General features: G+C 60.7%; 10 protein-coding genes. 1 reads left to right on the top strand and 9 read right to left on the bottom strand.

The genetic code is table 11. The annotated features are described in order from the left end of the window. Positions 1-7: 7 nt before the first annotated feature. From AB4O05_RS19530 to AB4O05_RS19515, 4 genes are all read right to left on the bottom strand, one after another. Complete coding sequence (locus AB4O05_RS19530; protein ID WP_460135876.1) at positions 8-1,357, bottom strand: MFS transporter; 1,350 nt, start codon at positions 1,355-1,357, stop codon at positions 8-10. A gap of 100 nt (positions 1,358-1,457) precedes the next feature. Next, on the bottom strand, positions 1,458-3,410 hold the full coding sequence (locus tag AB4O05_RS19525; RefSeq protein WP_460135878.1) for an FUSC family protein: 1,953 nt from the start codon (positions 3,408-3,410) through the stop codon (positions 1,458-1,460). Next, positions 3,410-4,318, bottom strand: a complete 909-nt coding sequence (locus tag AB4O05_RS19520) for an efflux RND transporter periplasmic adaptor subunit (RefSeq protein WP_460135880.1) — start codon at positions 4,316-4,318, stop codon at positions 3,410-3,412. The genes AB4O05_RS19525 and AB4O05_RS19520 overlap by 1 nt, the downstream gene beginning before the upstream one ends. A 10-nt stretch (positions 4,319-4,328) precedes the next feature. Further along, positions 4,329-4,517, bottom strand: a complete 189-nt coding sequence (locus AB4O05_RS19515) for a DUF1656 domain-containing protein (protein WP_460135881.1) — start codon at positions 4,515-4,517, stop codon at positions 4,329-4,331. Between the two features lie 128 nt (positions 4,518-4,645). Between AB4O05_RS19515 and AB4O05_RS19510 the strand changes: the two genes are divergently transcribed. Beyond that, complete coding sequence (locus AB4O05_RS19510) at positions 4,646-5,440, top strand: AraC family transcriptional regulator (RefSeq protein WP_460135882.1); 795 nt, start codon at positions 4,646-4,648, stop codon at positions 5,438-5,440. Positions 5,441-5,598: 158 nt separating this feature from the next. Here the strand turns inward: AB4O05_RS19510 and AB4O05_RS19505 are convergent, their stop codons facing one another. The 5 genes from AB4O05_RS19505 to AB4O05_RS19485 form a co-directional block, all read right to left on the bottom strand. After that, positions 5,599-6,405 carry a hypothetical protein gene (locus tag AB4O05_RS19505; RefSeq protein WP_460135884.1) on the bottom strand — a complete coding sequence of 269 codons (807 nt, stop codon included), beginning with the start codon at positions 6,403-6,405 and terminating at the stop codon, positions 5,599-5,601. A 100-nt stretch (positions 6,406-6,505) separates the two neighbouring features. Next, complete coding sequence (locus tag AB4O05_RS19500; RefSeq protein ID WP_460135885.1) at positions 6,506-6,988, bottom strand: hypothetical protein; 483 nt, start codon at positions 6,986-6,988, stop codon at positions 6,506-6,508. 144 nt (positions 6,989-7,132) lie between these two features. Beyond that, positions 7,133-8,626, bottom strand: a complete 1,494-nt coding sequence (locus AB4O05_RS19495) for a methyl-accepting chemotaxis protein (RefSeq protein WP_460135887.1) — start codon at positions 8,624-8,626, stop codon at positions 7,133-7,135. A 270-nt stretch (positions 8,627-8,896) separates the two neighbouring features. Then, a complete protein-coding gene (locus AB4O05_RS19490) occupies positions 8,897-11,056 on the bottom strand; it encodes a TonB-dependent siderophore receptor (protein WP_460135889.1) in 2,160 nt (719 codons plus the stop codon). 259 nt (positions 11,057-11,315) lie between these two features. Then, the gene (locus AB4O05_RS19485; protein WP_460135891.1) at positions 11,316-13,895 is read right to left on the bottom strand and encodes an autotransporter family protein; all 2,580 of its coding nucleotides are present in this window, start codon (positions 13,893-13,895) and stop codon (positions 11,316-11,318) included. Positions 13,896-14,059 lie beyond the last annotated feature (164 nt).

Below are 14,059 nucleotides of genomic sequence, written 5' to 3'. Positions count from 1 at the left end.
CCGCGCGTTACTTTTTAACCAGGCGCGAGCGCAACGGGGCTGCACTTTTTCCCGGAGTGCCCACGTCATGCAGGGCGATTCTGGACGTCTCCGGCAACGCCAACCCTCCCGCCAACGCCAGCAACGCCACGGCTATCAGATAAAACGCCGGCGACAGATTGCTGCCGGTGGTACTGATCAACCACGTCGCCATCAGCGGCGCGGTGCCGCCGAAGATCGTGTACGCCATGTTGTAAGTGATGGCCGAGGCGGTATAGCGCGTGCGGGTCGGAAAGGTCTCCGACAGCAGCGCCGCGGTGACCACGCCACACAACACGGCCCCGACCGCGAGCAACATCACCCCGACAATCGACGCCGCGAACGAACCGGAACTGGCCATCAGGAACGATGGATACACCACCACCATCAACAACACACACGCGGTCATCACGGTGACGCGACGCCCCACCCGATCCGAATACAGCCCCGCCAGCGGGCAGATCGCCGCGGCAAAAATCAACGCAATCAGCGACACCAGCAACGCCACCGCTCGGCTCAGGCCTCCCGCCACTTGCAGGTAGGTCGCGAAGTAGGTGGTGAACATATAAAACGACAGCGCCGTCAGCGACACAAAAGCGCCCAGGCAGATGATCGCCGCGCCGTGGCTGCGCAAGGTGTCCTTGAGCGGGGAGTGGGCCACTGCGTGTTCCTGTTTCACCGCCTGGAAGGCCGGCGTTTCATCCAGCTTCCAGCGCAGGTAAAGCCCTACCAGCCCCAGCGGCGCGGCGATCAGGAACGGCAACCGCCAGCCCCAACTGCCCATCGCTTCGGCGGATAACGACGCCTCCAGTGCGTACGCCACCACCGCGGCGGCGGCGAAGGCAGAGAACGTCGACACCGGTACGAAGCTGCCGTACCAGGCCCGTTTGTCACTCGGTGCGTGCTCCATCAGGTAGGCGCAGGCACCGGCGTATTCGCCGCCGGCGGAGAAGCCCTGGGCGCAGCGGATCAGCGAGAGAAGAATCGGCGCCGTGACGCCAATGGCGGCGTAGGTAGGCAGCAGGCCGATCAAGGTGGTAGCGCCGGCCATCAGCAGGATCGTCATCGCCAGGGTGCGTTTGCGGCCGATCCGGTCGCCGAGCATGCCAAAAAAGATCCCGCCCAAGGGCCGGAAAGCGAACGCCACGGCGAATACGGCAAAGGTCTTGAGCAACGCCACGCTGGCGTCGCCGCTGGGGAAGAATTGCTGGGCGATGGTGGTGGCGAGGAAGCCGTAGACGGCGAAGTCAAACCACTCCACGAAGTTGCCGATGCCGGCGGCGATGATGACCTTGCGCAGGGTTTGGGGGCTGACCTGTTCGGTGGATGGGCTCGTCATGGGGGGGAGGGCCTCGGCGTTGGAAGGGATGATGGATTATCCGAGGCGCGGGTTGGACGGCGGGGTTCAAAAGAGTCGTCTGCGTAGTCAGTAGCGACCTTCATTTCATCTCACCTGTGTGGTTTGGACTAAAACGTGTGTGGATGTCAGCGTTCGCAACGCGGTTGTACTGGTCGAGCAACCCGGCCAGATCCCGATAGCAAGCGGCCAGATCGTGCGCACCAAGCCGGATCAATGACCTCGACGTTCGACGCGCCTGGGCCGCACTGATCGCCGCATGGGCGGCATACCGTGAAATACGCCGATCACCCGTTTGCGCACACTTGGCGATCAATGAATCAGGTGGCAGGCCGCGTGTTTTACGTTGCAGAAAACCCAACTGCCGACTCAATTGAAGGGACACCGCGCCGGCCTGGCCGGTCTGGTGGTTATCCGCGCCCAAGAGCGCCTGTAACGCAACCAATCGGTGTTGTTGCTTCGCCTGCCACTTGAGCAGGTCCATCCGGCGCCCGTGACGAAGCAGTCGCCGTGTGTCCTGGTGAAGCGCCTTCCTCAACACGTGCAAGTGGTTGTGCGATTTTCCCGGCAGCAGTTGGAAGGCCAGCAGGCAAATAGCGAGCGCTACCAGCCAGGCGAGCGCCTGATTGGCGAAATCGGTGAAATCGTATTGAGCTGTGCCGCCTGTGCCGACGAGCGTGTTAAAGGCAATCAGGTAGGCGATGCCTTGCAAGGCATGACGCGGCCGGGTCGTGGCATGAATCCCGATGGCCCAGAACGTCATCAGCGACGCCGTGAGCAGCGCGAACCCGCTGATGTGTGGCAACCACAGAAACTTGCACACTGCCGCTGCCAATATTCCGTAGAGGGTGCCCTTGAAGAAGCGGGCAAGGCCTGGAACGGGCGCCGTGCTGGTGGCCAGCAAGGTGCAGCAGGGGCCTATCACCGCCAACAGGGTGGGTCCCTGATCCCAGGCGGTCAGGTACCAGACCGCGGCGGTTGCCAGCGTGGCTGTCAGGGCTCGCAGGCCGTTACGCAGCGCGTCGCCATAGTGTCGATGGAAACCCACGGCGCGGGCCCGCGTCTGGGGCGCACGCTCAAGGCAGGCAAAGCTCAGTAAGGCGCTGGCCAGGTCGTCCAATTGTTCATTCAGGCGTTGCCGGCCTGGACTGCTGTCAGGGTTTTGCGCAAGGCTGTGCTGGATCTCCCGGACGCGATCGGCCGCCACGGAAAAGCCAGGCATTGCGTCGGCCAGCTGTCGCAGGTCTGCGCCAACTTTTGCCAGCGAAGGCAAGACATACCGCTGGGTCGCACAGACTTGCAGGACCACCGCGTGCAAATACCCAAGCCCCGCCTGCAGGTGCGCAAGCCTGGAGCGAATCCGGTATGACTCACCTCGTCCGATCCCGAGCAGCTCGTCCACCTTGCTGATGTCGATGGCGAGCGTGCCCTGCGCGACAGGGGCGCCCTCAAACCGCGTAGCCAGCCAGCGCAGGGTGCGCGAGCAGACGTCCTGAAGCGCCTGGTTCAGCTGGCGTTCGACGGTTTTTCGGCTGAACAGCGTGGCCACAAGACTCAGGCTCAGCACCCCCAGTACGACTGCCGTGCCTCGCCCCACGATATGATCGAAACGTTGCTGCGGGTCGACAATGGCGGGGCCCAGGGCAAGGCAAACAGTGTAGCCGGCGACGACTGCCGCCGTGGCGTGGTAATGCCTGAGCAACGTCATGGCCGCCACACAGACGCCGAGCCACAGCCCGACCCCGAGGATGAACAGCAGCATTTTCTGGGCGAACAGGCCGGTCAGGAGCAAGGCCGCGATCAACCCGACCACTGTCCCCAGCACCCGGTTGAAGCCTTTTCCGACCACCGCTCCCTGTATCGGATGAATCAGCAGCAACACGGTCGATGCCGCCGAAAACGGCGCTTCCAGGTGCAATTGGAACCCCAGCCACAGGGCCAATGAAGCCGCCGCCAGACTGCGTAGCACGTAGCCCGATACCGCGGGTTGCCATGCCCCAGGCAGTGCGCCCAGCATTCGCAGTGCGCGGACCATCACATGAACGCCTGAAGCCACTGCGCAAGCCTCCAATGCGACGCGCGCCCCTCTTGCGCCACCTCGATGCTGGCGGTCATTCCCGCAGCCAGCTCCACGCCCGCCGGCACCTTATCCAGTTCAATCCGCACGGGTACACGTTGGGCGAGGCGTATCCAGCTGAACGTGGGAGCCACTTGCGGCAAACCACTATGGCTGCGCAGTTCGTTGCCGTCGGCAATGCCTCTGCCCATGCTTGCGACATGCCCTTCGAGCAGCGCGGAAAAGCCCATGAGCTTGATGGATGCCGGGGCGCCCACGCGCACACCGGCCAGCTTGGTCTCCTCGAAGTAACCGGTAACCCAGAAGCTATGGCTATCCACCACAAAAATATTGGTCTCGCCCGCGGCGGCGTAATCCCCCGGTTGAAGCCGTAACTGGGTGACGTACCCGTCGACCGGCGAACGCATGGTCGTGCGGGCCAAATCAAGCCGTGCATGAGCCAACTGGCTCTGGGCAGCGTCCAGGCGCGCCCTGGCCACGGCCAGGTCCCGGGCCGCATTGTCGGTCTCTTCCCGTGCAATGGCATCGCCGAGTTGCTTTCGGCGCTTGAGCTGTGCGCTGCGCTGCTCGAAGACACTGCGCGCCTCGGCAAGCTCGGCCGCTCGCTGTTGCTGGGCAAGCAGATAGGCGCTGCGGTCGATTTGATACAGCAAAGCGCCCATGGCGACCCACTGATTGTCGCCCACGTGCAATTGTTCAACCTGGCCGGATACCTCGGGTGCAATACGGATGACGTGCGCGCTGACGCGTCCGTCCCGTGTCCAGGGTGCCAGTTCATAGGCTCGCCACAACTGCGTACAGAACAGCAGTGCCGCGAGCCCGAGCATCAGGGTTACGAGTGTCTTGAGGAGCTGGATGAGGGTCATCGTGCCACCCTCAAAACTTCAGGATCAGGATCGAGAGAACGATCACTGACACACAGAACCGGGCCATGCTGGGATGCCAGGTCCAGTCCAGCCAACGCCGCGTGATTCGCTCGATCAGACCGTATACCAGGGCCGTAACACCCAGGTAGAGCAAAATGGGGGGAATGTAGAGGTGGGCAATCGTGATTTCGCTCTGCATGGGTTCAATCTCGCAATCGGCAATCCCCTTGATGGCCTTGATGGCTATGCTAGGAAATGCAGAGTTATGCCGATATTGAGTATGCTGCCAAAATATAATCAATTTCAGACAGTCGAGAAGGGCACGGCATGCAGGAGACGAACCTCTACGCGGTGGATCAATTCGAACTGGACCGTTTCGACCAGGCCGCCGTTGCGTTGATGCTGGAGAGCCATCGAAACGACACCGAATTCCCTGTACACACGCATCGTAAAGGCCAACTGGTGGTCGCGTATCACGGCGGCATCGTGTGCACCGTGGAGGATGGTGTGTGGATGGTGCCGTCGGGATTCGGCGTGTGGATTCCGGGCGGTATTGCCCACAGCAACCGGGTTACCGCCAATGGCCGGATCGGCTATCTGTTTGTCGAGCCTGGCGCCGCCGCTTTACCGGAAAAATGCTGCACGCTGGTGCTTTCTCCGCTGGTCCTGGAGTTGATCCTGCACCTGAGTGCCCAGGCTCAGAACTACCCACCGGCCTGTGCCAATGCGCGCGTGGCGAGTGTGCTCCTGGAACAACTGGAACTGGCGCCCTCAGAGCAGTTGTACCTGCCGCTTCCCGCCACAACGGCGTTGCGCTTCATCGCGCGCGGCTTGGCCCAGGACCCTTCGAATCGCTGCACCATGGCCCAATGGGCACGCCAGGTCGCCATGAGCGAGCGGTCCCTGGCGCGCCTGGTCAAGCGCGAAACCGGGCTGAGTTTTGGTCAGTGGCGCAAGCAGTGGCAAATCATCGTGGCATTGCAGAGCCTGGCCGAGGGAGAGTCAGTGCAACGCACTGCCGAGGCGCTGGGGTACGAGTCGGTCAGTTCGTTCATCAGTATGTTTCGCAAGACACTGGGCTCGCCGCCGGCTCGCTACATGCGCAGTACCGCAAAGCGGTAGCCGGCAGCCCGCCAGCGTGCAACTGCAAACACCTGCCCGCACGCCACTTCTGCCGGAAGCGACAAGCCCAAAGCAACCCCGGGCGATGGGCTCTAACGTTTGAGTACTGGCAGCGGCGGGGTCAAAGCGACCGATCTCGCAGCGAGTGGTCAGTTCTTTCACCACAGCAATTTATCAATGATTCTCGGTATGCCACTTGTGCCTGGCACCGGGTCAATAGCAAGGAATGCCTGCAAGCCTGGAGTTCCATTTTGGTGCTGCCATATCTCATAGATATGTTGGTTAACTGCCATTGCGGCCAAAAACCTTGCAGCATCCCAGCTGTGTCGGCCAGCCCCCCTCGGGCTCGGATTGGGTGGGCCCGGCAGCAACGTACCCAACCAGCCAGCCCAGGTTTTTATGCTCAAGGGAGGAGTGTATGTGTTTCGCAGGATATGAAAGTAGGAAAGTCCCGAATGACGGCCATCAATCATGGGTGCGAGATTTGGAAAAAGACAATGCAAGGTTTTGCTTGCTGCAACAAAGCCGCCGCTCTTAGTAACGGCGCCGGGAGCGGACAGCAGCGTATAAAGCGTACCAAGCTCAACTGATAAGTTTTGACCTGTATGGGGGTTTATGGTTTTGCAGGGTGCACCGATCGGTAATGTGATGCGCTCAATCCACTGGATAGACGCTTTTTGAATACTTTGAAGTGTGTGCGCAAGTGTAAAAGGTGTTACGAGCTTTGAACCTTGTATATTCATTCCAAAATCAGTCAGCAGAGCATGGATGGTCGTAGCGGCGTTTCCAGAATGAACCCAGCCATGAACACCGCCGTATTTAACAACGCCATGGTGTCTTGTATTTATGAATGTGTTGTAGGTGTGGTTGTAACTTGCCGTTCTGTTGCCAGCGTTGTAGGCAATAATTGCCGCAGGAATCATTGCTGCCAAAGCACTTAATGACGTGTTCTGAGGAATTGGCATTGCTACTCTCCATGCTTGCCGGAAAAAGGGTCCAGTACGTCAATAATCAGCGCGGATTTTCTGCATTTGGCGCCTGTAAAGTTTTAAGTTATTGGGGTTTTCAGGTATTTAAGATCAACTGCTCGTAGTCGCTTGCACTTAGTTTGACTATTTCAGCAAGAACTCTAGTTGCTTCAGATTTTTCTACCCACCCCGACAGAGATAGAATTTGCACGGCGCTACCAGGAATGGATATCTTGTTTCCACTGTAATCGGCCATTATGTATTGGCTTCCGACTCTTTCATTAACCTGCTTGTCTGGATTGATGGAAAAAGTTGAATTTATATGGTTGATGTTGAATCGGGCCAATAGCCTGCCATAGCAACCAAAGCAGCCCAGTACCTTGACGGCGGAATCTAAGGTGCTCATGCCGAATAGAAGTTGAACGCTCTGGCCTGCTTTGATTTTTTCTTTCACAGGCTCATTCCATGTGAAATCTCTGTTGTTTCCACACTCTTGCGAGGTGTAGAACTCAATGTCGTTATTGATCTCCGAAGGGTGCAGTTGATTTACTGTTGTTCTCAGGAAACGATAAAAATACAAATGAATAATTCCTTGTGCCTAACTGTAAGTTGGAACCGCATAACATTTACAACGCGCACCGCTCAAACCCGTATTTCGCGTTGGGACGGTGTGAGAGGTAAATGAGTGCAAATACGTCATTCCCATTGCTCCCAGCCAAAAAACTTACTGATGAAACCTCCTCCCCAACGCATCCAGCCTCACTGCAATCGGCGGCAGCCGTTCGCTGCTTCTGGCCAACATCTCCACGTCGTCGGCCGTGCTCTGCGCAATGCTTTGCACCGACTGCAAGCGCTCGACAATCTCCAGGTTCGCCTCGGTCTGTTCGCGCGTGGTGGTGACGATCCGCCCATTGAGTTCATCGATCTGCGTAATGTCATTGCCCACCGCCCTTAGCATTTCCACTGCGACCTGGCTGTCTTCCACGCAGCGTTCCACGCCCTGGCGGCTGTCGTGCATGGCCTCGACGGCCTGGCGGCTGCCTTGCTGCAACCCTTCAATGATGGCCTTGATTTCCTGGGTGGAGACCGCCGTACGTTGCGCCAGGTTGCGCACTTCATCGGCCACCACCGCGAACCCCCGGCCTTGTTCACCCGCGCGGGCGGCTTCGATGGCGGCGTTGAGGGCGAGGAGGTTGGTCTGGTTGGCGATGCTGCTGATGACGTCCAGTACCGAGCCGATCTGTTCGGCTTGTACGGCCAGGCCCTGGATGGTCTGGTGGGTGCCTTCCAGGCGTGTGGCCAGTTGGGTGATTTCGTGCTGGGCGCGGCCAACGCTTTGCTGGCCGCGCAGGATTTGTTTGCTGGCGCCTCCGGCATGTTCAACCGCTTGTTCGACGTGCACCGCAATGTTGCCCATGGCGTGTTCCATGCGTTGCATGGACCCGGTCATTTCGGTGATTTCGGCCAACTGGTGCCGCGCGCCTTTTTCCAGGGTGCCGCTGGCGTCGGCCAGTTCCTGGCCGAGTTGGCCGAGGCCATGGGAGTCACGGGCGACGCCGCCGATGAGGTGGGTGAGCTGCTGCAGGAAGTGATCGAAACGCTCGGCCAGGGAGACGCGTGCCTTGCCTTCGTCGAGGCCGGTTTCTGCGGTGAATTGGGACGTGACGGCGAGCATTTTCTCGAGCATTTCCTGGCTCTCGACGGCTTCGGCCTGGCTGTGTACCGCGAGGTAGAGGAGGGCGATGGTCTCCATCACCACGTAGAAGGCATGCACGAACACCATGGTCCAGCCGCCGTGGTGCTCCATCACGAACACCGGGAAGCCCTGGTGCTGCAAGGCGTGAAACACCACGTGGTGCACGGCGATGGTGAGCGCCGCCACCAGGATCGGCAGCCAGTCGCGGTAGAAGGTCAGCACGGCCAGCAGCGCGAAAATCCCGAAGTGCGCTTCGATCACGCCCTGGGCCTGGTTGATGTGCAGCGCGGCCATGACCATCAGGCCGGCGCCCAACGCGCAACGCATCACACGGGTGCCACCGAGGGTGCGATAGAGCACGGTCAGCACCAGGCTGGTGCCGCCACCCACGATGATCGCCTGGCTAAAGGTGTCGTGCCAGAACGCCAGGCCCAGGGAGAATAGGGACATCAGCCACATCAGCGCCAGCATGACGCGGTCGGCCTTGCGGTAGTGCTCCAGGAAACGGGGGCTGGAAGGCATTCACTGTTACTCCATGTGGTCTAGCCGGGAACAAAGCACGCGGCGTGCCACGATGGCGCGCAGTTGCGGAGCAAAGCAGGTATCAGGTTTTTTGCAGATGTGGGCAAGCCAAAAGGCGTATCGGCAGTGAGTGAGGAGACTTTAAGCGCGATTCGGTTCAATTTTGAATGGGGCATCACCCCGCAGCAGTGTGATCCGAGTGCTGCCTCGCGTCTGCGAGGCAGCGGATCCTTTCGCCGCCTCGTTGGGGGTCGACAGTGCCCGTATCGGTCAGAAGCTGTACTTGGCCGTCAGCATCATGTTGCGTGGGCTGCCATAAGCGTCGCCGCCATAGCTCGCGGAGTTGGCGATGGTCGAGTAATAGCGGCGGTCGAAGATGTTATTGGCGTTGAGCTGCAAGTCCAGATGCTGGTTGACCTTGTAACCGGCCATCAGGTCGGTGACGGCGTAGGCGCCTTGTTTGAGGCGGTAGCTGCTGCCATCGACCAGGGGGATGTCGTTATACATGCGGCTCTGCCAGGAGATATTACCGCCTACGCGCAGTTTCTGCAGCGGGCCCTGGAAGTTGTAGCGGGTGGTGAGCTTGAACAGTTGCTCGGGCGTGTCGGTGTCGAACGGCTTGTTGACCTTTTGCGGGTTGGCGTCATCTTTGAGGGTGTGGGTGCGCGCGTAGGTATAGCCACCGCCCACTTGCCAGTTCTCGGTCAAGGCGCCTTGCAGCTCGACGTCGATACCCTGGCTGCGGATCTTGCCGGAGCCTTCGCTGCAGCTGGCTTGCGGGCAGTTTGGCACGACTGTCGCCACAGCGCGGTTTTCCTGGTCGATGTTGAACAGCGCCACGCTCGCATTCAGCGCCCCACCCAGATATTCGCCCTTGATGCCGACCTCGTAGTTTTTGCCGACGATGGGTTTGAGCGGCGTGCCGGTGCTGTCTCGTTGGCTTTGCGGCGTGAAGATGTCGCTGTAGCTGACGTAGACCGAGTGGTGGTCGTCCAGCTCATAGATCAGGCCCGCGTAGCGGGTGAGGTTACGGGTGACGTGGTAGTCGCCTTCGCCGTCGCGGTTATCGTAGTCGTACCAGTCCAGGCGCGCACCGAGGATCAGCTTCAACGGGTCGGCCAGGCTCAGTCGCGTGGTTACGTAGACGCCGTCCTGGGTGGTGACCGCACGTTCGTTGCGGGTGTGGACGAAGTCCGGCTTGCCTGCGGTAAGCGGCCAGTTGTTGTTGTACGGGCTGTAGTTGTGGGTGGTCATGTCGTAGATACGCTTGCTGGCACCGACCACCAGTTCATGGCTACGACCGAAGGCCTGGAACGGGCCGCTGGCAAACGCGTCGACGCCGGCCTGGTTTTCATCGTAGGCGGCCTGGTAGACCGTCCGGGCCAGGGTGTTGTTGACCCAGCGCGACTGATAGGAGCCGGAAAACAGCGCGTTCTGTTCGGCGTAGTTGGCGTTGACCTGCAGGCTCCAGTCGTTGGCCAGCTGTTGGCGCAGCTCGGCGAACACGGTGTTGATTTCCTGATCCTTGTTCTCCCAGTCGGTGCCAGGGTTGTAGGCGCGCGGCAGGTTCAGGTGATGGCCATCCTGGCCGATCATCGCGGCGCCCCAGAAGTAGTTGGTCTTGTCCTTCTGGTTCGAGTAGCCGAGGGTCAGGGTGGTGTCTTCGCTCAGGTCGGCTTCGGTGACGGCATAGAACAGGCCGTGATATTCCTCGGCATGGTCGATGAAACTGTTGGCGTCGCGGTACGAGGTGACGACCCGGCCACGCCAGGTGCCGCTGTCATTGAGCGGGCTGGAGGCGTCGAGTTCGCCACGGTAGTCGTCCCAGCTGCCGGCGGCGCCGGTCAGGGTGACTTTCTGCTCGTCCAATGGCCGCTTGCGGATCAGGTTGATGGCGGCCGAAGGGTTGCCCGCGCCGGTCACCAGGCCGGTGGCCCCGCGCACCACTTCGACGCGATCGAACATCGCCAGGTTCGGCTGGGCGCCCACCGAAGCGCCGTTATAGCCGGTGGGAATGCCGTCATACATGAGGTTGTCGATGTCGAAACCGCGCGAGGTGTAGGACTGCCGGCCAGGGCCGCTGGAGAAGTTCAGGAACAGCCCCGGCGTGGCCTTGACCACGTCGTTGATACTGGTCATGTTCTGGTCGTCCATGCGCTGGCGCGTAATCACGGTGACAGCCTGCGGGGTTTCGCGCATGGTCATGGGCAGTTTGGTCGCGGTTTTCATCGCGCCCGTGGTGTACGACTGCGTGCCTTCGGTGGTCTGGCCCAGTTGCTCTTCGCCGGAGATTTGCGTGGCACCCAGTTCCAGCTTGGTGGCCGGTGCTTCGTCGTCGGCGGCGAAGGCTGCGGGGGTGGTGACCAGACAGATCGCCATGGCCATTGAATTCAGAGAAAAACCGTTACCGCCCAGTTGTTGCACAGACATGAATCTGACTCTCCCTAAAGCGCCTTCCTTAGCGAATAACAAAGATGTTGATAATTATTCGCATCAGTGTGGCAGATCGATCCTGTAGGAAAAAGCCTTTGTCGAGCATTGGTTAACGAATTTGTCACATTCGCGGGGCGCCTGGCCCCATGGGGGGTGTGCGGGTGTGGAAGGGCTCAGCCGGGTTGAATAGTGTCCTCCAGTGGTTTGCACGCTGTATCGCAGTGGCCCGCCTACACACTGCGATACGCCAGTCGGGTCAGAAATCCATTCTCAAGCCCAAGGTGCCTTGGCGGCCATTGTAGGTGTTGCTGTCCAGGTTGCGGTTGTAGCCCACTTCGCTGTACAGGCTGACGCCCTTGGCGAGGCTCAGCGTGGCGCCGACACTCAGCCCCAGAGTGGTGGACTTCTGCTCGGTGACGATGTCCGTAGTGTCGGCAAAGGTCACAGTGTTGTCACCCTTGCGGGTATGCCAGACGTTGGCTCGCGCATAGGGCTGAAACGGCATGCCTTGTACCTGATAGTCGCCGCGCAGGCGCACCCCCAGGCGGCTGGTGAGGCTGGTGTCGGCGTCATAGGACACCTCGGAGATGCCATCGTTTTGCCGATCCAGTTTGGTCTTGCCGACGATCAGTTGGGCCTGGGGTTCTGCGACCCAGTTCGCGCTCACCGGGAACGGCCAGCCGACTTCCGCGGATGCCATGAGGTTGTGACCGCGGGTGTTCATCTTCACGCCACGGTCCGACTGGTTGTTGCCGTCCAGGCGGGTGCCCATCAGTACCAGGTCGAGGTAGGCCTGATTGGCGCCGATCAGTGTCCAGTAAACCCCCAGGCTGTCCCCGCGCAAGGTGGTCTTGCCGGTGTCCTTGTCCTGCCAGCCGCGGCTGAAGCCTTTGACATTGCCTTTGAGGGTGCTGTGACCGACAAAGAAACCGGCGCGCTGGATCTGGCCGTTGTCGGTGGCAGTGGCATACACGTCACTGCCGATCTGGAAGCCGGTTATCGAGCTGTCCAGCGTCGGGCTGACGGTGCCGGCGAAACCCTGGCGGCTGCTGTTACCGTAGACTCGCCCCCAACCGGCTGGAAAGGTGCCGGTGGCCTGCTGTTGGCGCTGGTCGCCCATGCGTTCGTGATAGGTGCCCAGCATGCCCTGCACGAGTTGTTGCGCCGCGGGAAACAGCGCCGAGTAAATCGCCACTTCCGGGCGGTAGATCGGAATCGGCCGCCCACCGGGATCAGGCCGTGGCGGAGGAGGGTCTTCGCCCGGCACGGGCAGCACTTCAATCGGGTCCTCCACGCCTGGCAGCGGGGTGACTGGCACGGTGGAGCGCAGGTAGAAATTCTCGCCAGTGCCGGCGCTCACGCCGCCCTTGTACAGGTAATAGTCAAAGGCGCCGGCGGACACCGGTCGGGCCAGGGTGAAGCTGCCGATGCCGGTGCCGCCGGATGCACCATTGATCGCCTGTACCACCTGGATACCGTCCTGAAGGGTGGCCGCACCACTGCCGCCGAGGTTGGTGACGCTGATGGTGGTAGCGCCCCCGATCGTGCCCTGGCTGACCACCAGCTTGTCGCTGGGCGAGCCGTCGCCGCCCAGGACACTTTGCAGCGCGAGCTGGCCGCCAGTGCCGTTGTAGTTGCCATTGACCGTCAGGGTATCGGTGGCGAGGGAACTGCCGGTGGTCATGTCGATCAGGCCGCCGTTGTTCAGTGTCGTCCGTTGGCCGGCGGTAAAGGGGCTGATGACGCCGGTGCTGACCCGCAATGCACTGCTGCCATCGAGCGTCATGCTGCCGGTGCCGGTCACACTGTCACCGAGGGTGAAGGTGCCACCGAGGGTCAGTTGCGATGCGTTATCCAGGTTGACCTGTTCCCAGTTGGTATAGCGACCGGGCGTGGCCACCTGTGCGTTGTCAAAGGTCAGTGTGTCGGTACCGGTGCCACCGTCCACCTGCAAGGTGGGCGCCACGATCGCTTCGGTCAGGTTCTTCAGCAGCGCGGTGTCGTCATCGCCGCCCATCATGACGCTCGAGTTAAGCTTGCCGGCGCCGTTCCACTCGAATTGATCGTTGCCGAAGCTGGCGAGGATCTGCCCATTCACCTCGCCGCCGGTGATGGTAATGATGTCGGCGCCGCCACTGACGCTGATATTGCCGCCAATATAGCTGCTGCCCGAGACCAGGATGGTGTCGTTGCCAAAGCCGCTGACCAGGTTGCCGACGATGGTGCCGCCGCGCATATCGAACACGTTGTTGTCGAGCTTCATGTCGACTCGACCGATCGTGCCCCCGTTCATCAGAGCCACGTCGCCGTCCTCGAATGCCCCGGTGATCTCTCCGGATTGCAGGACGAAGTTATCGATGCCATCCCCTTGGGCCAGCGATGCGATCTTGCCCGCGTTCATTTGGAACGTATCTGCCCCCGCGCCTTGGTTGATTGCCATCGCTTGTCCGCCACTGATTTGTACCGTATCGGCGCCGGCCCCCTGCAGTACCGTCGCCTGGACCTGCCCCTTGGAGAGACGGAAGATGTTCGCGCCATCTCCCATGTTCACGCCACCTGGGCCGATAACGGCAGCATCCGAATTCAGTTCGATCAGATCGTTACCGGCGCCGTAGGTGACCCCGACGACACTGCCGTCCCCGGAGGGGAAGAGCAGGCTGTTGTTGCCTTGCGGGTCGTTAAGGGTGCTGGCGGCGCCGCTGGTGCAGTTGATCACGTCGTCCCCGGCCGTGACCGTCAATGTGCAAGCGCCCGCGCTGCCGGGTGACAGCGTCAGCCAGGATGCCGTGGCGATGGCTACGCTCAGGCAAGTATGGGGGGGAAGTCGTTTGCTCATGATCCGTCCTCGCTCATAGCGACCTATCCAACGATGCCTGCGGGCAGGCACGGTCAAGACCATGGCAACTGAGAGCGCGATACGGATCAGGGACGACGGGTTACCTGCATCTGAAAACACCGGCCAATGCAAAGGGTTGGCATGGCTTTCTCGACTGCACATTA

The organism is Pseudomonas sp. S1_G07, assembly GCF_054668565.1.
The sequence above is the reverse complement of the archived record's forward strand: the minus strand, read 5'-3'. Positions and strand labels throughout refer to the sequence as shown.

Coding starts and splice junctions, on each gene's coding strand:
- AB4O05_RS19490 (WP_460135889.1), bottom strand. CDS start 11,056: ATGTCTGTGCAACAACTGGGCGGTAACGGTTTTTCTCTGAATTCAATG.
- AB4O05_RS19505 (WP_460135884.1), bottom strand. CDS start 6,405: ATGCCAATTCCTCAGAACACGTCATTAAGTGCTTTGGCAGCAATGATT.
- AB4O05_RS19485 (WP_460135891.1), bottom strand. CDS start 13,895: ATGAGCAAACGACTTCCCCCCCATACTTGCCTGAGCGTAGCCATCGCC.
- AB4O05_RS19525 (WP_460135878.1), bottom strand. CDS start 3,410: ATGGTCCGCGCACTGCGAATGCTGGGCGCACTGCCTGGGGCATGGCAA.
- AB4O05_RS19510 (WP_460135882.1), top strand. CDS start 4,646: ATGCAGGAGACGAACCTCTACGCGGTGGATCAATTCGAACTGGACCGT.
- AB4O05_RS19520 (WP_460135880.1), bottom strand. CDS start 4,318: ATGACCCTCATCCAGCTCCTCAAGACACTCGTAACCCTGATGCTCGGG.
- AB4O05_RS19495 (WP_460135887.1), bottom strand. CDS start 8,626: ATGCCTTCCAGCCCCCGTTTCCTGGAGCACTACCGCAAGGCCGACCGC.
- AB4O05_RS19515 (WP_460135881.1), bottom strand. CDS start 4,517: ATGCAGAGCGAAATCACGATTGCCCACCTCTACATTCCCCCCATTTTG.
- AB4O05_RS19530 (WP_460135876.1), bottom strand. CDS start 1,357: ATGACGAGCCCATCCACCGAACAGGTCAGCCCCCAAACCCTGCGCAAG.